At 35.4% G+C, this 21201-nt stretch carries 22 protein-coding genes; 11 read left to right on the top strand and 11 right to left on the bottom strand.

Translation table 11 applies throughout. The features are described 5' to 3' along the window. Positions 1 to 3: 3 nt before the first annotated feature. Positions 4 to 855, bottom strand: coding sequence for a glycosyltransferase (locus L1S35_RS10140; RefSeq protein ID WP_236400281.1), 852 nt, complete (start codon positions 853 to 855; stop codon positions 4 to 6). Between the two features lie 129 nt (positions 856 to 984). Here L1S35_RS10140 and L1S35_RS10145 point away from each other — a divergent pair, with 129 nt between their 5' ends. The 3 genes from L1S35_RS10145 to L1S35_RS10155 are packed head-to-tail and all read left to right on the top strand — an operon-like array spanning position 985 to position 3760. Continuing rightward, positions 985 to 1797: a glycosyltransferase family 2 protein gene (locus L1S35_RS10145; protein WP_236400282.1), complete on the top strand. Its 813-nt coding sequence runs from the start codon at positions 985 to 987 to the stop codon at positions 1795 to 1797. 19 nt (positions 1798 to 1816) lie between these two features. Further along, complete coding sequence (locus L1S35_RS10150; RefSeq protein WP_236400283.1) at positions 1817 to 2632, top strand: glycosyltransferase family 2 protein; 816 nt, start codon at positions 1817 to 1819, stop codon at positions 2630 to 2632. Positions 2633 to 2638: 6 nt separating this feature from the next. Then, positions 2639 to 3760, top strand: coding sequence for a TDP-N-acetylfucosamine:lipid II N-acetylfucosaminyltransferase family protein (locus tag L1S35_RS10155; RefSeq protein WP_236400285.1), 1122 nt, complete (start codon positions 2639 to 2641; stop codon positions 3758 to 3760). A 104-nt stretch (positions 3761 to 3864) separates the two neighbouring features. Here the strand turns inward: L1S35_RS10155 and L1S35_RS10160 are convergent, their stop codons facing one another. Beyond that, the gene (locus L1S35_RS10160; protein ID WP_236400287.1) at positions 3865 to 4680 is read right to left on the bottom strand and encodes a 2,3,4,5-tetrahydropyridine-2,6-dicarboxylate N-succinyltransferase; all 816 of its coding nucleotides are present in this window, start codon (positions 4678 to 4680) and stop codon (positions 3865 to 3867) included. A 153-nt stretch (positions 4681 to 4833) separates the two neighbouring features. Between L1S35_RS10160 and L1S35_RS10165 the strand changes: the two genes are divergently transcribed. From L1S35_RS10165 to mazG, 5 genes are all read left to right on the top strand, one after another. Further along, positions 4834 to 5730, top strand: coding sequence for a copper resistance protein NlpE N-terminal domain-containing protein (locus L1S35_RS10165; protein WP_236400289.1), 897 nt, complete (start codon positions 4834 to 4836; stop codon positions 5728 to 5730). A 5-nt stretch (positions 5731 to 5735) separates the two neighbouring features. Continuing rightward, positions 5736 to 6152 carry a Holliday junction resolvase RuvX gene (ruvX, locus tag L1S35_RS10170; RefSeq protein ID WP_236400291.1) on the top strand — a complete coding sequence of 139 codons (417 nt, stop codon included), beginning with the start codon at positions 5736 to 5738 and terminating at the stop codon, positions 6150 to 6152. Between the two features lie 31 nt (positions 6153 to 6183). Beyond that, positions 6184 to 6774: a peptide deformylase gene (gene def, locus L1S35_RS10175; protein WP_236400293.1), complete on the top strand. Its 591-nt coding sequence runs from the start codon at positions 6184 to 6186 to the stop codon at positions 6772 to 6774. Positions 6775 to 6888: 114 nt separating this feature from the next. After that, on the top strand, positions 6889 to 7368 hold the full coding sequence (locus L1S35_RS10180) for a DUF5606 family protein (protein ID WP_236400295.1): 480 nt from the start codon (positions 6889 to 6891) through the stop codon (positions 7366 to 7368). A 136-nt stretch (positions 7369 to 7504) separates the two neighbouring features. Next, complete coding sequence (mazG, locus tag L1S35_RS10185; protein ID WP_236400297.1) at positions 7505 to 8278, top strand: nucleoside triphosphate pyrophosphohydrolase; 774 nt, start codon at positions 7505 to 7507, stop codon at positions 8276 to 8278. A 12-nt stretch (positions 8279 to 8290) separates the two neighbouring features. Here mazG and L1S35_RS10190 read toward each other — a convergent pair whose 3' ends face one another. Next, positions 8291 to 9667 carry a T9SS type A sorting domain-containing protein gene (locus L1S35_RS10190; RefSeq protein ID WP_236400299.1) on the bottom strand — a complete coding sequence of 459 codons (1377 nt, stop codon included), beginning with the start codon at positions 9665 to 9667 and terminating at the stop codon, positions 8291 to 8293. A gap of 116 nt (positions 9668 to 9783) precedes the next feature. On the opposite strand from L1S35_RS10190, the gene L1S35_RS10195 reads away from it, so the two are divergent. Then, complete coding sequence (locus L1S35_RS10195; protein WP_236400301.1) at positions 9784 to 11232, top strand: APC family permease; 1449 nt, start codon at positions 9784 to 9786, stop codon at positions 11230 to 11232. A gap of 55 nt (positions 11233 to 11287) precedes the next feature. On the opposite strand, the gene L1S35_RS10200 is transcribed toward L1S35_RS10195, so the two are convergent. From L1S35_RS10200 to rluF, 6 genes are read right to left on the bottom strand one after another with little or no spacing between them, the layout of a single operon-like run. Then, positions 11288 to 12526 (bottom strand): peptidylprolyl isomerase, encoded by a 1239-nt coding sequence (locus L1S35_RS10200; RefSeq protein ID WP_236400343.1) that lies wholly within the window; start codon positions 12524 to 12526, stop codon positions 11288 to 11290. A gap of 51 nt (positions 12527 to 12577) precedes the next feature. Next, positions 12578 to 13708, bottom strand: a complete 1131-nt coding sequence (locus tag L1S35_RS10205) for a peptidylprolyl isomerase (protein WP_236400303.1) — start codon at positions 13706 to 13708, stop codon at positions 12578 to 12580. Then, positions 13701 to 14285, bottom strand: coding sequence for a gliding motility-associated peptidyl-prolyl isomerase GldI (gldI, locus tag L1S35_RS10210; RefSeq protein ID WP_236400305.1), 585 nt, complete (start codon positions 14283 to 14285; stop codon positions 13701 to 13703). Before gldI ends, L1S35_RS10205 begins: the two co-directional genes overlap by 8 nt. Before the next feature lie 4 nt (positions 14286 to 14289). After that, complete coding sequence (locus L1S35_RS10215) at positions 14290 to 15294, bottom strand: DHH family phosphoesterase (RefSeq protein WP_236400307.1); 1005 nt, start codon at positions 15292 to 15294, stop codon at positions 14290 to 14292. Positions 15295 to 15354: 60 nt separating this feature from the next. Further along, entirely contained in the window at positions 15355 to 15726 is a 372-nt protein-coding gene (gene crcB, locus L1S35_RS10220; RefSeq protein ID WP_236400309.1) for a fluoride efflux transporter CrcB, read from the bottom strand. Between the two features lie 7 nt (positions 15727 to 15733). Next, the gene (gene rluF / locus L1S35_RS10225) at positions 15734 to 16561 is read right to left on the bottom strand and encodes a 23S rRNA pseudouridine(2604) synthase RluF (protein WP_236400311.1); all 828 of its coding nucleotides are present in this window, start codon (positions 16559 to 16561) and stop codon (positions 15734 to 15736) included. Positions 16562 to 16677: 116 nt separating this feature from the next. On the opposite strand from rluF, the gene L1S35_RS10230 reads away from it, so the two are divergent. After that, positions 16678 to 17550 (top strand): cyanophycinase, encoded by an 873-nt coding sequence (locus tag L1S35_RS10230; protein ID WP_236400313.1) that lies wholly within the window; start codon positions 16678 to 16680, stop codon positions 17548 to 17550. Between the two features lie 74 nt (positions 17551 to 17624). Then, positions 17625 to 18467, top strand: a complete 843-nt coding sequence (locus tag L1S35_RS10235) for an isoaspartyl peptidase/L-asparaginase (RefSeq protein WP_236400315.1) — start codon at positions 17625 to 17627, stop codon at positions 18465 to 18467. 135 nt (positions 18468 to 18602) lie between these two features. Here the strand turns inward: L1S35_RS10235 and L1S35_RS10240 are convergent, their stop codons facing one another. Further along, positions 18603 to 19856 (bottom strand): DUF418 domain-containing protein, encoded by a 1254-nt coding sequence (locus tag L1S35_RS10240; protein WP_236400317.1) that lies wholly within the window; start codon positions 19854 to 19856, stop codon positions 18603 to 18605. Between the two features lie 5 nt (positions 19857 to 19861). Continuing rightward, positions 19862 to 21157, bottom strand: coding sequence for a DUF418 domain-containing protein (locus L1S35_RS10245; protein ID WP_236400319.1), 1296 nt, complete (start codon positions 21155 to 21157; stop codon positions 19862 to 19864). Positions 21158 to 21201 lie beyond the last annotated feature (44 nt).

Consider the following 21201-nt stretch of genomic DNA (forward strand, 5'->3'; position numbering starts at 1 on the left):
TCTTTATCTGGCTTTATACAAACCAAGTTTTCTTTTTAAGAGTTTAAAATTCAATTCAAATGTTTGCACAAACTGATTTTTGATGCTGGTAAAAAACCAATTGCTATAAGGAATTGTCTTCTCTAAGATTAGTTTGTTGGCTTCGTCTGAGAGGGTAAAATTCTCTTGGATATCTTTCCATTTTACCAATCCGTAACCATCAAATTTGTTGACTTTATTGCGTTGATGTATAATCGATAACCACAATCTTTTATCGCCAAGCTGGGTTACTTTTTTATCGCGTTTCCAATACCTGTGGTCTTGATGAAAAGCGGTTTTCGGATTGTCATTTTTTTCAATTAGGCTGATAAACGGATTGAAAAGCTGTTCTTTCTTGGCTAAAATATATACAGGTTCAATTTGAAGCGAATAGCCTTTTATAAAATCAATTGCGCGATATTCCTGTTGGTTGAATTGTTTCTGAACTTCATTGATGAAATCTATGTGAATGCTATCGTCGTTGTCAATTCTGGTCGTAATCAAATAAGGAATATTTTTGGTTTCATTAGCTATATATGTAAACATTTCAGGCTTAAACGATGGCATTGCATCTACAAAGAACACTTTAAAATTAGGTTGATTCGCAACCAAGTCCATAATTCTGGTTTTATAAACTTCTTTGGTATTAGTATCAAAATACAATAACCATTCAAAATTTTGATTTGTTTGTCCGACTACTGATGGAAAGCAAAAATTTTCAAATAACCACATGCGATTGTCCATCCATTCATCGGTTAATAACTGCTCATTGTTTTTGGTAACATCCCAATTTTCAGCCCTTAGATTGAATCGGGTAATCAAGTAATGTTTAAACATGGATGTCTTTTTTAATTTTATACTATTCAACCTTTGGTTCGGGTGGTAAAATTAGTTTTTTTTTTGAAGCCCAAAAACGATAAGGTTACTTTTGCTTAAAATCCGAATTATTCTTTATGTTTGTATGGTATGAAGTTGTCTATAATTATCTCTACTTACAATTCGGAAGAATGGTTGCACAAGGTGTTGCTTGGCTATACTATTCAAACCGAAAATGATTTTGAGATTATTGTGGCCGATGATGGCTCGACAGATAAAACCAAAACAGTTGTCGAATCATTCAAAGACAAATTCAAACATCCGATACTTCACGTTTGGCATGAAGATCAAGGTTTTCGAAAATGTCGGATTCTCAATTCAGCCATTCTAAAATCAAATTCAGATTATCTTTTATTTACTGATGGCGATTGCATTCCGAGAAAAGATTTTGTAGACAATCATCTCAAGCAAAAAGAAAAAGGATATTTTCTTTCAGGAGGTTATTTTAAACTTCCGATGAATATCTCAAAAGCAATTTCAGACGATGATATTCTGGCTCAAAAATGTTTTGATGCGTCGTGGCTCAGGAAGCAAGGATTGAAACTCAATTTTAAAATCACGAAACTTGTCCATAATAGTTATTTTGCTGCGTTTATGAATTGGGTTACACCAACAAAACGTTCCTGGAATGGTCACAATTCTTCGGGATATAAAGCCGATATTTTGGCAATAAATGGTTTCAATGAATTGCTCGATTATGGTGGAGAAGACAGGGAAATGGGTGAACGGCTATTTAATTTAGGATTGTTTTCAAAACAAATTCGCTATAGTGCGATTTGCGTGCATTTAGATCATTCCAGAAGTTATGTCAATCCCGAAAAGATAGCCTATAATTTGGAAGTTCGGAGATTTAATAAAAAGAATAAAATTACCCGAATAGAATCGGGAATAGATAAGCATTAAAATATGTAATTTTGTAATCATGACAGCATCGGTTATTTTCAGTACCTATAATTCAGAAGATTGGCTCGAAAAAACCATCATTGGTTTTAGCGTGCAAACGTTCAAAGATTTTGAAATTATCATTGCCGACGATGGTTCGCGTGAAGCTACAAGAGAATTAATCGATAGATTAAGAAAAGAAATTTCCATCCCGATAATACACGTTTGGCAGGAAGATAATGGTTTTCAGAAATCACAAATTCTAAACAAAGCAATTATAGCTTCGACTTCTGATTATTTAATTTTTACTGATGGCGACTGTATTCCGAGAGAAGATTTTGTTCAAGTTCATATAGATTACAGAGAAGCAGGTTATTTCCTTTCCGGTGGTTATTTTAAACTTCCGATGGATATTTCTAAAGCGATTACCAAAGAGGATATTATTGCCCAAAAATGTTTCGATTTGTCTTGGCTTAAATCACAAGGATTAAAATCAAGCGGCAAGAATATTAAATTCATTGCTTCCGGAATTTCTGCCAAAATTCTGAATTTCATAACACCAACAAATGCTTCGTGGAATGGTCACAATTCGTCGGGTTGGAAAAAGGATTTAGTGGAGATTAACGGATTTAACCAGGAAATGCAATATGGCGGACAAGATCGTGAATTGGGGGAAAGATTATTTAATAAAGGTTTGAAATCAAAGCAAATCAGGTATTCTGCTATTTGTGTGCATTTAGACCATAAACGTGGTTATGTAAACAAAGAAACCTGGAAAAAGAATTATGATATCCGAGCCAACACCAGAAAAAACAAAGTGATAAAAACACCAATCGGAATAGATTCTAATAAGTAAAAACAAATGATATTACATTTAGTACACGACGAGAAAATAATAAATAGAACCATTGCTATTTTCGAAGAGGCTGCACCTAAAGATAATTTATTTGTTGTATTTACGAGGCATAAACTAAAGCATGTCCATAATCAGGAAAATGTAATTCTTTTTAAAGATTTTGAAAAAAAATATGGTAATACAGAGTTTTCATCTGTGATTATACATTTTCTAAACTCCAGAAAAATCAGATTTGTAAACAAAAACATTAATAAAAAAACACCTATTTACTGGATTATTTGGGGTAATGATTTATATAATAAATTGCTATATCCAAAAGGTTTTGAATTATATGATAAACAAAGTTCTTATCATAAAAATACAAAGTCATTTATTAGAAACTTCTTTGATAAATTAATTGGAAAATTTAAAATTATAAAAATAGAAAATTTCATTTCCAATCGTATTAATTATGTTGTAACAGATGCTACAAAAAATGATTATGAAATGCTGTTAAAGTATTATCCAAGGCTTAAAAATATTCAATGGAAAGAATTTTTCTATTACCCAATTGAAAGTATATTAGGTTCTGATTTAATGCAAAAAAAGGTAAAAGGGAATAATATTCAAATTGGTAATTCTGCTTCTGTTACTAACAATCATGAATATGCCATGAGATTTTTATCGAAACTGAATTTAGACAATAGAAATATATATGTTCCGTTAAGTTATTCAGGGACAAAGGAATATAAAGAGAGTGTAAAAAGAAAAGGCTTAGAATATTTTGGAGATAATTTCAAAGCATTAGATGATTTTCTTCCGTTGGAAGATTACAATCAATTAATGTTAAGTTTTGACATCGCTATTTATGGAAACTTTCGTCAAGAAGCTTTAGGGAATATTTTAATTTCATTATATCTTGGTGCTAAAGTCTTTCTTGCCGAAAGCAATCCTGTCTATTTATGGGCAGAAAAACTTAATTTAAGACTATTTAAACTGGAATCTATTTCTCAAACGGATATCGACCAACCTTTAGACATACAATCACAAACACACAATAGAAATATAATTCTTGAAATTTATAATACGCAAAGACTTAAATCTTTGATTAAAGAAAACTTCATCAATAATTCGAAGGAAACAAATTAAATATTGAAATTAAAAAAAGGGAATGGCATTCTAATAATAAAAATCTATGAACTCGCTACACCAGCAATTAGTTCATAGATTTCATTTTATAAATCCTTACGCGATTAAACCGCTACATCATATTCTCTTAACGCATTGTTAAGCGATGTTTTCAAATCTGTCGATGGTTTTCTGGTTCCAATAATCAAAGCGCATGGCACCTGAAAATCGCCGGCAGCAAATTTCTTTGTATAACTTCCCGGAATTACAACTGAACGCGCAGGAACAAATCCTTTGTATTCTTTTGGTTCGTCTCCGGTCACATCAATAATTTTTGTGGATGCAGTCAGACAAACATTAGCACCAAGAACCGCTTCTTTTTCAACACGAACACCTTCAACAACAATGCAGCGTGAACCAATAAAAGCACCATCTTCGATAATAACAGGAGCAGCTTGCAATGGTTCTAAAACACCACCAATTCCAACGCCACCTGATAAGTGTACATCCTTACCAATTTGCGCACAACTTCCAACCGTTGCCCAAGTATCGACCATAGTACCTTCGTCAACATAAGCACCAATGTTTACATAACTCGGCATCAAAATCACACCTTTAGAAATGTAAGCGCCATAACGAGCCGTGGCTGGTGGAACCACACGAATTCCTTTTTCGGCATAACCGGTTTTTAACAACATTTTATCGTGATACTCAAAAATTCCGGCTTCCCAGGTTTCCATTTTCTGAATTGGAAAATACATTACAACCGCTTTTTTTACCCATTCGTTCACCTGCCAACCTTCAGCTGTTGGTTCAGCAACACGTAATGTTCCGGCATCGAGTAATGCAATGACTTCACGAATGGTTTTTAGGGTTGTTTCTTCTTTTAATAATTCTCGGTTATCCCAAGCTTTTTCAATAATGGATTGTAGTTGCGTCATGATTTTTGAGTTTTACTTTGTGTAGTTCGCCTCTTCTTTAATACGAGACTTGAGTGTGCAAAGATACTTTTTTTAGACGATTGTTAAAATTGAATTTTATTTAACTTTAACTTATGAATTCATTTGATATTTTTGATGCTTAATTCTCTCTCTATGAAAAAAATTACCTTACTTTTTGTGTTAGCATTTGTCGTTAGCTGTCAGCAACAATCAAAAGATGAAGCTGATTTAAAAGCCGATTCGATAAAGAACGCTGTTTCTAATGCTCATAATGCTAAAAATTCTTTAGATTATATTGGGATTTACAAAGGAATTCTGCCTTGTGCCGATTGCCAGGGTTTGGATACCGAAATTGCTATCAATGAAAATGGTACTTTTTGTATTAAAACAAAATACGAAGGGAAAGGAGATAAAATCTTTGAGTTAAAAGGAAATTTTATTTGGAATAAAGCAGGAAACATTATTGTTTTAACCGATGTCAAAAATGCACCCAATCAATATTTAGTGGGTGAAAATAAATTAACACAACTCGACATTTCAGGTAAAAAAATAACAGGTGATTTGGCGAGTGAATACATATTGGCAAAGCAACCAACAGATACTGCAACTATAGAAACAGCCGAAGAAAAAAAGCATGCAACGGTTAATTTAAATAACAAAATGGAAGCTACAACGGTGATTAAAAAGGTAAATCCTGCTGTTGGCAAGTATACGTTAGCCGAAACCAAATGGAAGTTGGTTGTGTTAAATCAAAAAGTGGTAACTCAAAATGGGAATAAACCTTACTTCATTAAACTAAATTCTAAAGACGGAAGATTCACAGCTTATGCCGGTTGCAATAGTATGATGGGAAATTATGTCATGCCTTCAGCCTATACTTTGTCTTTTTCTGAAGTAGCTGCCACTAAAATGGCTTGCCCAAACATGACTTTAGAAACACAGTTTTTCGCGTTGCTAGAAAAGACCAACAGTTATTTGCTCGATAATGAAACATTGACTTTCTTTGGCAAAAGAAAAGCTCCATTAGCAAGATTTGAAGCGATTAAATAAAACAAATGGCAAGAATTCTCTCAATCGATTATGGAATAAAACGCACCGGAATTGCCGTTACCGATGAGCTGCAAATCATTGCCTCCGGTTTGACAACGATTCCATCAGAAACTGCGATTGCTTTTTTGACTGCGTATTTTTCAAAAGAGAATGTTGCCAAAGTAATTATCGGCGAGCCAAAGCAAATGAATGGCGAACCATCCGAAAGTACTCCGATTATCGAAAAATTTGTAGCCAATTTTAAAACCGCTTTTCCCGAAATGAAGATGGAACGTGTTGATGAACGCTTTACTTCAAAAATGGCTTTTCAAACCATGATTGATAGTGGACTAAAAAAGAAACAGCGTCAGAATAAAGGATTGGTTGACGAAATTGCCGCCACCATTTTGCTTCAGGATTATTTGACAAGAAAAATGATTTAATTTCCCTATTTTTGCAAAAAAAAAATCAAAAATGATTATTCCTATTTACGGTTATGGCGAACCGGTTTTGCGACAAGTTGGAGAAGAAATTTCTCCCGATTATCCTAATCTGAAAGCTATTATTGATAATATGTACGACACAATGTACAACGCTTTTGGTGTTGGATTAGCTGCGCCACAAGTGGGTTTGCCAATTCGTTTGTTTATTGTCGATACTGAACCTTTTAGTGATAACGATAATTTGACAAGTGAGGAACAGTTGCAACTTAAAAATTTCAAAAGAACTTTCATCAACGCCAAAATGCTTCTCGAAGATGGTGAAGAATGGGGATTTAATGAAGGTTGTTTAAGTATTCCCGATGTTCGCGAAGATGTTTACCGCAACGAAAGAATTACTATCGAATATTGTGATGAAAATTTCAATAAAAAAACAGAAGTTTTTGATGGATTAATCGCTCGCGTTATCCAACATGAATACGATCATATCGAAGGAGTTTTGTTCACCGATAAAATTTCGACACTGAAAAAGACACTGATTAAAAAGAAGTTGCAAAACATCATGGACGGTAAAGCTTTCCCTGATTACAGAATGAAATTCGCCAATAAAAAAGGAAGAAACTAAGAAATTCCAATTTTTTAAATCCCAAATTCCAATAAAACGTATCTTTTTGGAATTTGGAATTTGATATTTGGAATTTGAATTATATATATTTGTGCCCTTAATTAAAATTTAAAAATGAACTTAGAAAAAATATTAGCCATTGCCGGAAAACCAGGATTGTTTGAATTGAAATTACAAACACGTTCAGGCTTTTTAGCGGAATCATTACTAGACGGAAAGAAGATTACAGTTGGGTTGAGAAGTAATGTTAGTTTGCTTTCGGAAATATCAATGTATACTTATAGCGCAGAAAAGCCGTTGGTAGAAATTATGCGAGCTATTGCAATCAAAGAAAATGAAGGCCCAACAGCCGTTTCACATAAAGATGATAATGCTAAATTAATAGCTTATTTTCAGGAAATTTTACCGGATTATGACGAAGACAGAGTTTATGCTTCTGACATTAAAAAATTATTGAACTGGTACAATATTCTTCAATCTAAAGGAATGGTTTCAAAAGAAGAACCTAAAATAGAAGATGCCGAAACAGTAAAAGAACAAGTAGTAGAAGAAGTAAAAGCCGAAAAAGCAGCTAAGTCTAAAGCCAAAAAATAGTTAATTACTTTCTAATAAATATAAATCCTATTGCTGAATTTCAGTGATAGGATTTTTTATTTTTACTATATGATGAATGATAGAAAATAGAGTTTGATAAAATCATAAATGCTAATTTATAATTTAAAAATAATAAATGAACACACGTCAACAGCAACTCGAAGCTTTCAACAGATTACTTGATATTATGGATGATTTGCGTGAAAAATGTCCGTGGGATAAAAAGCAAACACTCGAAAGTCTGCGTCATCTTACCATCGAAGAAACTTATGAATTAGGCGATGCGATTTTAAATAACGATTTGCCCGAAATCAAAAAAGAGCTTGGCGACTTGTTATTGCACATAGTATTTTACGCCAAGATAGGAAGCGAAACCAATGATTTTGATATGGCTGATGTGTGCAATGATATTTGTGATAAGTTAATCCATAGGCATCCTCATATTTACGGCGATGTTGTCGTTGCCGATGAAGAAGAAGTAAAGCAAAACTGGGAAAAACTAAAACTTAAAGAAGGGAAAAAATCAGTATTAGAAGGTGTTCCGAAAAGTTTACCGGCATTGGTAAAAGCAAGCCGAATACAGGATAAAGTAAAAGGTGTTGGCTTTGATTGGGAAGAACCACATCAGGTTTGGGACAAAGTGCAGGAAGAGTTACAGGAGTTGCAGGAAGAAGTCAAAGTTGGCAATCAAGACAAGATAGAAGCAGAGTTTGGCGATGTTTTATTCTCGATGATTAATTACGCCCGATTTCTAAAAGTAAATCCTGAAGATGCTCTAGAACGCACCAATAAAAAATTCATGAAGCGATTCATATATCTCGAAAGCAAAGCCAGCGAACTCGGAAAGCCATTAATGGATATGACCTTAGCGGAAATGGACGTTTTCTGGAATGAAGCTAAAAAGCTTTAGTACTTGAACTGCTTAATTTTTAATGAATTTCAACCGTTGCGAAAAACTGTCCGCATTTATATTTAAGATATAAATACCTTTTTGCAACTGGCTGACGTCAATTGAATTAAAATTATAGTTACTTGACAACAATGTTTTACCTGTAATGTCATAAACAGTTATAGATTGAATCATCAAATTTTGCCCGTTTTGTATAAAAAGGGTATTTTCAACTGGACTTGGATAAATTGTAAATGCGTCTAGATTGGATTGCGCTTGCGATAATTGTGATGGACAAGTCACAAAAACCAAACTTTCTGAACTCGTAGCTAGTCCTGAAGTACCATTTCCAAGTTGTCCATAACTATTCCATCCCCAAGTATATATTCTGTTATCATTGGTAAGTGCCGCTCCACAGGAATATCCAACTGAGACCATTTTCCAGTTAGATGCTGTTCCCATTTGAGTGAATGAAGTGGTAGGGGATATCAGTCCATTAGGATATCCTAATTTTTTACCGCAAAACCACAAAGTACCATCTGTTTTTATAATTGCGGTAGTATCATCTCCGCAGTCTATGCTCTTAACATAATAACTTGGGCAACCAGCACAATAAGTACCACCACGCTGACCATAAGTATTGCTACCCCAAGGAATAATCTGACTAGTAGTTTGTTTAACATCAAAGCTATGGGTTCCGCCTGCAGACATCGAAGCAACGCCTGTATTTGGAGTGTCACGTATCGTTGGATATTGGATACTTGAGTATGGTGAAGTAACTCCAATTGGACTTCCGGAGTCAGTACCCCAACCCCATATAGTACCGTTAGATTTGAGTGCTAAAGAAAATGCATCTCCAGCGGATACTTTTACCCAGTTTGTATCTGTGCCAACCTGAGCAGGGACATTTCGGTCAAAAGGTCCGCCATAGGATACAGTATTTCCCAATGCATAGAGATTGCTTTCTCCCCAAGACCAACATGTACCATTTGATTTGACAGCTATTGCGTGTCCATAACCTGCTGAAAAGCTTATCCAATCTGTATCTGTACCGACTGGGACCGGAGTTAATTTATCTACAAAAGTTCCATCCCCTAGTTGTCCGGCAATATTTCTTCCCCATGACCAAAGACTACCATTTTCTTTTTGAGCGAGGTTAAAGGTTTTTGGTCCTTGGCCTGCAGAAATAGCTTCCCAGTCATTATCAGTACCCACCTGAACTGGTGTACTCGAATTCACAATGGTACCAATGCCCAATTCACCATAACGGTTATTGCCCCATGACCATAGTGTTCCGTCATTGGCAATGGCTAATATTTGATCATAGCCAGCAGAAACAGCTTTCCAGCATTGTGAAAAGGAAGTATTTGAATAAAAGAAGATAACTATTGCAAAAAAAAGTTTTTTCATGTCAGGTTTTTTGAAGTACAAATGTATATAATTTTAAATCAATCATATATTCAAATTTTTATCCTTTCGGGTTTGGTTGAAATTCCTATATTTGAAGTTAATCAATAAACCAAAACATGTCAGAAACTAAACACCATTTACAACGTTCATTAGGATTAATAGATGCGACAAGTATAGTCGCGGGTTCCATGATAGGTTCCGGAATTTTTGTCGTAACCGTTTATATGGCACGCGATTTAGGTTCAGCAGCATGGATTTTAATCACATGGGTAATAACAGGATTACTAACCATGTCAGCAGCTTTAAGCTATGGCGAATTGGCCGGAATGATGCCAAAAGCAGGAGGACAATTTGTATACATTCAACGTGCGTATGGAAAACTGGCTTCCTTTCTTTATGGCTGGACGGTTTTTACCGTAATTCAAACCGGTGTAATTGCGGCAGTTGCCGTTACATTCGCCAATTATACTGCTGTTTTCTTCCCAATTTTACAGGATGAGATTTTCAAGGTCGGCGATTTTTTTGTTTTTAAAAACAGCCAGATTTTGGCGATTTTATGTATCATTTTATTGACATACATCAACACCAAAGGAATTAAAAACGGGAAAACCATTCAACTAGTTTTTACTTCAGCCAAGCTGATTGCGCTGTTTGCCTTGATTGGTTTTGGATTGTATATAGGTTTCCATACAGATACTTTTTCAAATAATTTCACCAATACATGGGAAGCAAGTAAAACGGTTTTAGATGAAACAACTAAAACCGTAACGGTTACAAAACTTACTGGTATTGCCTTGGCCGGAGCTATCGGTGCTACAATCATTAACTCTTTGTTTTCGAGTGATGCCTGGAATAATGTGACTTTTATTGCCGGAGAAATAAAAGATCCAAAAAAGAATATTCCGAGAAGTTTGTTTTTGGGGACATTGATAGTCACCGTTATTTATATTTTGGCCAATATTGCTTATTTGGCTTTATTACCACTAAACGGAACCGTTGAAGGTTCGGTAACAGATAACGGAATTATGTTTGCTGCTCAGGATAGAGTAGGTACTGCTGCAGCCAATATGATAATGGGAAACATTGGCGTTTTTGCTATGGCAGCATTAATTATGATTTCGACCTTTGGTTGTAACAGCGGATTGATATTATCGGGCGGAAGATTGTTTTATGCAATGGCTAAAGACAGTTTGTTCTTTAAGGGAGCAGGAGAATTAAACCAACACGATGTTCCGGCTAAAGCGCTTTGGTTTCAATGTATTTGGGCTTGTATTCTTTGTTCATCCGGAAAATATGGCGCTTTGTTGACGTATGCTACTTTTGCATCCTTACTTTTTTATATTCTCACCATTTACGGAATATTCATTCTCAGAAAAAAAGAACCCAATGCCGAAAGACCATACAAAGCTTTTGGTTATCCATTAATTCCGGCATTGTATATAATTTTAACCGCAGCGATTTGTGTAGCGCTGTTAATCAATGACACGCTGAGCACTGGTTTGGGATTGGGAATTGTAGCAATCGGAATTCCGGTTTATTATCTTTTTCTCAATAAGAAGAAATAAAAAAAATCCCCGATTTGAAACTTCAAGTCGGGGATTTTTTATTGTATTCTGTTTATTATTGTTTTGTAACTGGCACTGGTGCCGGTAGTGTTTCCAATAGTTCAATTTCAAAAATGATATTAGCGTTTGGTGGAATTACATTTCCGGCTCCTCTTTCACCATATCCTAATTTTGAGGGAATGAAAGCCAAAAGTGTATCTCCAAAATTCATAAGGTTTAGTGCTTCAATAAACCCCGGAATTAAACCGTCTTTTTTTCCGTAAGGAAATGGAAATGGTTGGTAACCGTTTTGTTTTGCTCTGTTTTCATCATATTTACCACATTCTTTATTTACGTTTTCCATGCTGCTGTCAAAAAGACTACCATCTTCTAAATAACCTGCATAGTTAATGTAAACATTTGCGCCTTCAGCCGGTTTTTTACCTGCACCGGTTTTGATGATTTTATATTTTAAACCACTGGCAGTTTCAGTTGCTGTTGCTTTAGTTTCGTTTAAATATTTTGCTTTTGCCGCAATTACAGCACCAAATTTAGCATTGTACTCTGATTTTTTTTGCGCTTCTAATTCAATTTGTTTTCTTTGATTTTCAGCTGCAATGGCTTCTTCTTTTGCGTCATCTGCTGCTTTATTTGCCATATAATCTGCGAACGTTTTTGCAGCATCAAATTTCTTTGCATCAGCACCTTTTCTGGTGATAGTGATTTTGTTAATTATATCATCTTGTTTGATGGCGTTTACAACATCCTGTCCGTTTACTACATGACCGAAAACCGTATGCTTTCCGTCTAACCATGGAGTTTCTTTGTGTGTTATAAAAAACTGAGAGCCATTTGTTTTTGGACCTGAATTTGCCATAGATAAAATTCCAGGACCATTGTGTTTTAACTCGGCAACAATTTCATCTTTGAACGAATAACCCGGTCCTCCGGAACCATTACCTTGTGGGTCACCACCCTGAATCATAAAGTCGGCAATTACCCGGTGGAATTTTAAACCATTATAAAAAGGTTTCCCTTTTAGCTTTTCATCGGTTACAGAAGCATTTGTTCCTTCGGCAAGCGAAATAAAATTGGCCACGGTTACCGGAGTTTTTTGATATTCTAATTGAATAAGGATTTTTCCTTTTGCCGTTTCAATTTCAGCAAATATTCCCTGGTCAGTTGAAGGTGTTGCCGATTTTTTTTCTGTAACAGTAAACTTTGGTCCAGTTGATTTTGCCGCTGGTTTCTTTTTGGTTTGAGCTGTGGCACTCATCATACCTATACAAACTAAAAGAAGAATGTTGAATTTAATTTTACTCATGATTTATTAATTTATTACTTATGGTTTATTAATGATTATAATTTATTTTTTTAATTCTACTTCAAAAATCAAATTGGCGTTTGGCGGAATCACATTTCCTGCGCCTTGTTCACCGTAACCAAGATTAAACGGAATAAAGAAAACTGCTTTTTCACCCCTTTTCAATTTACTTAATCCTTCTATAAAACCGGGGATCATTCTATTTGAACCTATTACATAAGGCAGGGCTGAATATCCGTTTTGCATCGCTCTTTGTTCGTCAAACTTACCAAATTCTTTGGCAACATTTGGGCTGCTCGTATCAAAAAGCGTTCCGTCTTCTAAAAAGCCGGAGTATTCTATAGCAACAGTTTCTCCCTCTTTTGGTTTATCACCATTCGATTTTTGAGTGATTTTAAACTTGAATCCGGATGACGTTTTGGTTGCCGATTTCTTTAATTCATTGAAATATGAAACTTTTTGTTCTATTACTATTTTATATTTCGCATCATAGATTTTTTTGTTTTCAGCATCAATGGCAGCTTGTTTCTTTTGATTTTCCGCTTCAGCTTTGAAATAATCATTAAAGATTTTTACGGCATCAAATTTCTTTACTGCTTCACCTTTTCTAATGATTTTTACTGTTTTAATATAATCGTCTTGGACAATGTTCTCGGCTACAGCCAATCCGTCTCCAACCACACAACCAAAAACGGTATGTTTTCCGTCTAACCACGGTGTATCTTTCAAAGTGATAAAGAACTGACTACTATTGGTATTGGGACCCGAATTAGCCATTGATAAAACTCCAGCTCTGTCATGTCGCAAATCGGTAAATTCATCTCTGCATTTATAACCTGCATCACCCGAACCATTTCCTAGAGGGTCACCCGTCTGAATCATAAAATCTTCATTGTCTCCATTTGATTTAGAGATAACGCGGTGAAATTTTAAGCCATCATAAAAAGGTTTTCCTTTAAATTCTTTGGACACAAATTGGTTTTTACCTTCGGCCAAGGTCACAAAATTAGCTACCATTGTTGGCGCTTTTTGGTATTCGAGTTCTAGTAAAATGTTTCCTTTTGAGGTTTCTATTTCGGCATATAAGCCATCTTTTAAGTCTTTATATTCGTCTTTACAGGAAGTAAGACTAAGAGAAATAATCGCTAAAAGAAGGTAAATATTTTTATTCATTTTTTGAAATATTAACTTGAGGTACTGCTTTTTCTTTTGGTTTAAAATCATTCAAAGTAACGGTACAAATGATAGGTTCGTTTGACTTGATAAGTTTGTTATCTCCATGATAACCATAAGCCATGTGAGACGGGAAAAGGAAAGTTACTTTTTCGTTTTTGCGCATCAGCTTGATTCCGTCACGCAATCCCATCATTATATTTTGTTTATCTACATGATACGTTTGTGGACGTAATTCAACTTCTGAATACACCACATTCCCTTTAAAATCCATGATTTCATAATCAAACTGAGCCACATCGCCTTTTTTTGGACGAAGCGTGTCTTTTTCATTTTTGATTTGATAGTGATACCAATAACCTTTTTTTGATGCTAGGTATTCTATTTTCGGATTGCTCTTAATTATAGAATCGATTTTTCCTTCTTCGCCGGCAATTAGTTTTTTATTTCGTGCTGCTGATTCTTTCATAAATGTTCCCGATGAACGCGAAATTGGCATTCGGGCTTGTTGTTGTTTGCAACTTAGAAAAGTCACAAAAACGATAAAGAGCAACAGTATTCTCGATAGGTTTTTCATGCGTTTAGATTGTTATTTTTGAAATTAAATCTTCAAATTTATTCGTAGTTGCTTTCATGCTTTCGATCGATTTTCCTCCTGCAGCATTTACATGTCCACCACCATTGAAATGTTCCCTGGCAAATTTATTCACATCAAAATTACCTTGTGAACGGAATGAAATCTTGATGATGTTTTCATCTTTATGCTCGATAAAAATCGCTGCAAAATTGATTCCTTTTATACTCAAACCATAATTTACAACGCCTTCGGTATCGCCTTTTTGATAATGAAATTCATCTAATTCTTTTTGCGAAAGCGTAATATAAGATGTTTTATATTCCGGAAAAACTTTTATGTTTTGCAAAGCTCTTCCAAGAAGCTGTAATCTGTTGGCTGAATTATCATCAAACAATAGATTGTGAATTTCACTATTATCAATACCTAAATCAATTAACTCGGCAACAATTCGGTGTGTTGTACTGGTTGTAGACGGAAATCGAAATGAACCCGAATCGGTTGTGATTCCGGTGTAAATGCAAGTCGCTATGGTTTTGTCAAGCAATGCTTTTTTATCCAGAAACGAAATCAGATTATAAACCATCTCGCAAGTCGAACCAATTGTAGTATCAGAATACGTAACCGTTGCATAAGTATCAGGCTTTTGATGATGATCAATCATAATCATTGGAGCCGAAAGTTTGTTTAAAACCTGTTCCATTTCACCGGTTCTATGCAAGGCATTAAAATCTAAAGTAAAAACCAGTTCAGCTTCTTTCAGTATTTTGGTGCAATTCTCTTTGTCATTTTCATAAATCAAAACGGTTTCTGAACTTGGTAACCAAGCTAAGAAATTTGGAAAATCATTCGGAGAAATTACGGTTGGTTTGTGGTTTAATTTCAAAAGAAAATGATACAAAGCCAAGGTCGAACCCATAGCGTCTCCGTCAGGACTTCGGTGTGGAATGATGGCAATTTTTTTAGGCGTTGCCAATAAATTTTGAATGGCTAAAATGTCTTCTTTATTCATAGGTGGCGAATGTACTAAAAAATGAAATACCGTTTGTACAGATTAAGGAGATTTTAAGTTTTATTTGGATAGCAAAAGACCTAACCAAACCGCAAAAAGTCCGAGAAGAATGCTTAATGCCATGTATCCAAATGCCAATAGCGAATTATTGTTTTGAAACAAATTGAAATTTTCCATTCCAAAAGTAGAGAAAGTAGTATAACCACCGCAAAATCCGGTTACTAAAAACCATTTTAGCTGGCTGTCAGTCAAATTGTTTTTTGCCAAAATGCCAATAAACAAGCCAATCAGGAAACAGCCAATTATATTAGCGATGAATGTTGCTAACGGAAATTGATTTGACCAGAATTTGGAAACAAAAACGGTTGTCAGATAACGAAGCACACTTCCGATGGCACCACCAATTGCTATGTATAGAATCGTTTTGAGCATTTTTGATTTAGGAATTAGGATTTCGTTTATTTCTTTGAGCTAAATTTTGGAATTTGGAATTTTTATTTTTGGAATTTCCAAAATCTACTTTTGCAGATTTTGGCAAACTTGCTTCTTCTGTTTTACTCGAAGGTTCAATCAGTTTGTTCAATTGTTTGATTTCATCATCGGTTAATTCTCTGTAACGACCAACATGAACATCTAACGAAATATTGATGATTCTTGTTCTTTTCAATGCCGTAACTTCATAATCAAGATACTCGCACATTCTGCGAATCTGACGGTTTAAACCTTGTGTCAATATGATTTTGAAAACAAATTTGCTGACTTGTTCCACTTTACATTTTCGGGTAACCGTATCCAAAATTGGAACGCCGTTGCTCATTTTTTGGATGAATCTATCGGTAATTGGCTTGTTCACCGTTACTACATATTCCTTTTCGTGATTGTTTCGTGCTCGCAAAATTTTATTTACAATATCGCCATCATCGGTCATAAAAATCAAACCTTCGCTGGCTTTGTCCAATCGACCAATAGGGAAAATTCGCTTTGGATAATTGATATAATCCACAATATTATCACGAACACTTTGGTTTGTTGTGCATTCAATGCCAACGGGTTTGTTGAACGCCAGATAAATTGGTTTTTCTCTTTTTTCTCTAACCAGTTTTCCGTCCACGCGAACTTCATCATCTATCGAAACTTTTGTCCCCATTTCAGGAACTTTTCCGTTGATGGTGATTCGTCCTTCTTCCAATAATTTATCGGCTTCACGACGGGAGCAAAATCCCGATTCGGAAAGAAACTTATTGATGCGTGTCTGATTGATTTCCATTGGGCAAATATAGGATAAATTAGGAAAATTATTTTTTTGATAAGTAAGTTAATAAATGGTTTCAAAAAAGTAAAAAAAAGGTTTGTAAGTAGTAAGATTTTGCTATTTTTACCCACATGAATATACAAGGAAAACTTATAATTATTGGCGGTGCTGTTGACAAAGGCAGTTTCACTGAGACGGATTTGGATAAAAGTGCAGCAAAGAATTTAAACTTTTTTGAAGCAGGTATTTTAAAAAGAATCATTGACGAATCTAAACATAAAGGCAACTCTCGTATAGAAGTTATTACAACCGCTTCAAAAATTCCAAAAGAAATTGGTCCGGAATACGTAAAAGCACTTCATTATCTCGGTGCTGACAACGTTGATGTACTTGATATTGTTCGCCGAGAGCAAGCATCGGAACCTGAAGTTTTGAATCGTTTGAAAGCTGCTGATGTAGTTATGTTTACGGGTGGCGATCAGTTGCGATTGACTTCTATTCTTGGCGGAACAGCATTCCACGACATTTTATTGGATAAATACCATAACGAAGATTTTGTCTATGCCGGAACTTCTGCCGGTGCAGCAGCGGCTTCTAACAATATGATTTATCAGGGAAGCAGTTCTGAAGCTTTGCTGAAAGGCGAAGTAAAAATCACGAGTGGTTTGGGTTTGATTGATGGAGTAATAATCGATACGCATTTTGTACAACGTGGCCGAATAGGAAGATTATTCCAGGCGGTTGTTGGCAATCCAAAAGTACTTGGAATTGGACTTGGAGAAGATACTGGTTTACTGATTACACATAATACAAAAATGGAAGCTATAGGTTCCGGATTAGTAATCATAGTTGATGGAAGAGAAATAAAAGACACCAATTTAACGCAAGTAGAATTAGGTCAACCGATATCAATTAATCATTTGGTTACTCATGTAATGAGCATCAATGACACTTTTGATTTGACTACGTTTAAAATGACTATTAAATCGTCACAATACGTTTAAACAGATTAATAAATTGTTGGATTTTTAGAAAATAGATTTCCAACAATCTAACTATCTAACAATCTAGCAATCTAATGAAAATCATCATCCACGGCGGATTTTTCTCTGAATCATCAACCAATCATGAAACTAAAGTTGCTAAACAGCAGGCGTTACTTCGTATCGTAAAAGATTCTTATGATTATTTGAAATCACATTCGGCATTGGAAACGGTGGTTTATGCAGTTTCTCTTTTGGAAGATGATGCTTTGTTCAATGCCGGAATTGGTTCTCAAATTCAGGCTGATGGAAAAATCAGAATGAGCGCTTCGTTGATGGATGGTGCTACTATGAAAATGAGTGGCGTTATCAATATTGAAGAAGTAAAAAATCCGGTTCAGGTTGCTGAAGTTTTATTGAATTATGATGATAAAGTTTTGGGTGGAAGCGGAGCAACCAACTTTGCCAGAGCACACGGATTTAAACAATTTTCTACTGAAATTCCACAACGTCGTTCCGAATATGAAGCCAAATTGGCTGCCACCCGAATTGGAACTGTAGGTTGTGTTGCTTTGGACAATGATGGGAAAATTGCAGTTGCTACTTCAACCGGAGGAAAAGGTTTTGAGATTCCGGGAAGAATATCGGATTCGGCTACAGTGGCCGGGAATTATGCTAATGAATTTTGTGGTGTAAGTTTAACCGGTGTTGGAGAAGATATCGTGAGTGGAGCAGTAGCAGCCAAAATTGTAACCCGAGTTACTGATGGATTTACATTAGAAAAAGCTTTTGAAAAAACCTTTGCAGAATTACTTCCTTTTGATGGTTTTGCCGGAGCCATTGCCATTGACAGCAAGGGAAATATCTTTCATCAGGATTCGCATCCGAGTATGGTTTTTGCCAGTTTTGATGGCGAGAACGAGGAAGTTTTTAATTAGAAAAGCTACATTGGTAGCCTAGCCCCGATGGGAATGGCATCCTTTTCTTTGCAAAAGAAAAGATATAATGGACAGCGGGACAATAGTTGTTAGAAAGACAAATCGACTGCTCCTAACAATAAAAATCTATTTGATTTATTGATTTGAATTCACTCTTATTGGTTGTGTTTTGTTGTAAGTTAACGAACGCCAAACCCATTCAATCGGTCCGTATTGGAAGTATTTTAACCAGATAGTGCTGAGAATAATTTGGAACACAAAGACAACTATAGCAAAAAAGGTTAAATATACTGGGCCAACCTGACCCATATACCCTAAACCTGCTCCAAGGAAAACAAAATTGCCGATCAGTGAATGCATCAGGTAGTTGCTGAATGCCATTTTGCCAACGGGCGAAATTAAAAGTAGTATTTTATTTCCAACAGTTGTTTGAAAGCTTAACATCAACATGCCAACATAGGCTAATGCTAGAGGTGCAACCCCAAGTGCATAAGCAATAGTTTCATACCAACCGTTTATTTTTAAATCAAAATAATCATCTCCCGATGCTGACATGTATTGGGCTAATTGATAGTTAGCAGGTAATCCAATTAGCAGACCAAGGCCGATAGTCCAGTAAACGATTTTTTTATTTTGTACCAAATTCTTGTAAAAATCAGAGCGACCAATTACATAACCAATAAGGAACATGCCCAGTACTTTTGGAATTCTGCTGACAAAGAACAAATAGCCATAACGGTAAAAGATGCCACAAATATTTCTTTTGAGATGATCAAACCAACCGGCATGTTGCAGAAAATCGTTACGAGAGGCTTCGTCATTAATACCGATTAGTTTTTCTCTTAGCTCAGTACCAGTTTGATTCATTAATTCGGCCGGATAATTCAGCACAGGAAAAGTCATTTTTAACCAATACAATAGAATTGGTGAAAGAATAAGTATTGCTGCTGTGATGAGTAATGTTTTATTTGAAAATTTGCGAAACGGCAATAATAGGAAACCCAACAAGGCATAGAAAAACACAATATCACCAATCCAAATAAGCAAATGCATTGCACCAAGCAGAAGCATAAACAAAAGCCTTCTTTTTACTGTAGGTAAGGCATCAGCACCTTTGTCCAAACCACGTTTAATTTGCAAAGCAATTCCCCAACCAAAGAGCAAACTGAAGATAGAATAGAATTTCCCTTCGATAAACAAATGATGGAAAAAGCTCATTACGTCGTCTGAACCAGGTAAAAGCCATGGACTAACAGCTTTGTCTGACCCTTGATAGAGGCTCAGAAAATTTAAGTTGGCAACAAAGATTCCCAAGATGGCAAAACCGCGTAAAGCATCCATAAAGAGTTCACGTTCATGGGTTTTAATTGGTGTGTTAGTCGTTGTCATACGGATTATTGTTTTTTAAATGGATATTTTTTCAGGTAACTCAAGTATCTCCAACCCCATTCTAATGGCCCGAAATGAAAATATTTAAGCCAAATCGGACTTAAAATCAATTGGAAGATCCAAATAGAAAATACCACATATAACAATTCGTGACGTTGTAACTTTCCGAATAATCCGAAGCCAACTCCGGTAAAAACAATCATGCAGATTATGGAATGCATTATATAGTTGGTTAATGCCATTTTGCCTACAGCCGCCAATCTGATTTTTAGCCAAATTAGAATAGGTGATTTGCAGAGTAGCATAATCATTCCAATATGTCCTAACGAAACAGTAACCCTTCCCAAATCATAAGTCAGGTAAGATTTTGAAAAGCCTAAGAAAGAAAAATTGCTGTCTATGATTGTTTTGATTTCGTAATAGTTTACACTTAAGCCAATGCCATAACCAATCAAAACCATTGTCAGATAGAAGCGATACGATTTTTCAGCGGTTAGTATTTTTAATTTAAAGAAAGCGATGCCCAATAGCATCATGCTCAAAACATCCCATAAATCATATCGAAACGTATCATGCATGTTGAATTCATTGTTAATTGGCACCAAAAAAGTCACCACATCAAAGTAGCCTTTGTGCATGTTATTGTTATGTTCCAGAACACCTTCTGCTGATCTTTCCGCTTCTCTTTTTTGCCATTTTTGATCGGCTTCTGTAAGTTCTTTTGTTAACTCTTTTCCTTGGGCTTTATAAACTTTAATTTCTTCGACCTGACTCGCTAATTTGACATTGTTTTTATAGTCGGAGTAAGTCCATAATGCTCCTAATGAGAACAATATTGTGGCAATAATGATTAGTTTTTTTGGTGCCAAATTCCGAAACGAATACAACAAAAATCCCATTAAGGCGTAGTTGTATAAAATTTCTCCAACCCAAAGCAATAGATAGCCGTGTATTAATCCGAAAACCAGCATCCAGCTTAATCTTCTGAAATAGATGTTGGCTGCTTCTATTCCGGCTCCACGTTTTTCGAGTCGGTCTAAAAGGACAAACATTCCGACACCAAATAAAAGCGAAAACAAACCTCTCATCGTTCCTTCAAAAAACAAATTGGTAGTAATCCAGGTGATTAAATCCCATCCTTCAGAACCGCCAGAAACAGTTGGATCATCATAGGCTCTGGCAAGTCCAAAACCATTTATATTCATTAGTAATATACCGAATAGTACTATGCCTCGCATCACGTCTAAGGATTGAATCCTGTCAGCGTTTTGTAAAGGAGTAAGTGTAGTTTCTGTTGTCATAAATTGGTTGGTTTTTTGGTTAGTGTTATTTTTTAACGAATCAT

Origin of the sequence: Flavobacterium anseongense, assembly GCF_021608185.1 — a bacterium.
GTDB classification, from domain to species: domain Bacteria; phylum Bacteroidota; class Bacteroidia; order Flavobacteriales; family Flavobacteriaceae; genus Flavobacterium; species Flavobacterium anseongense.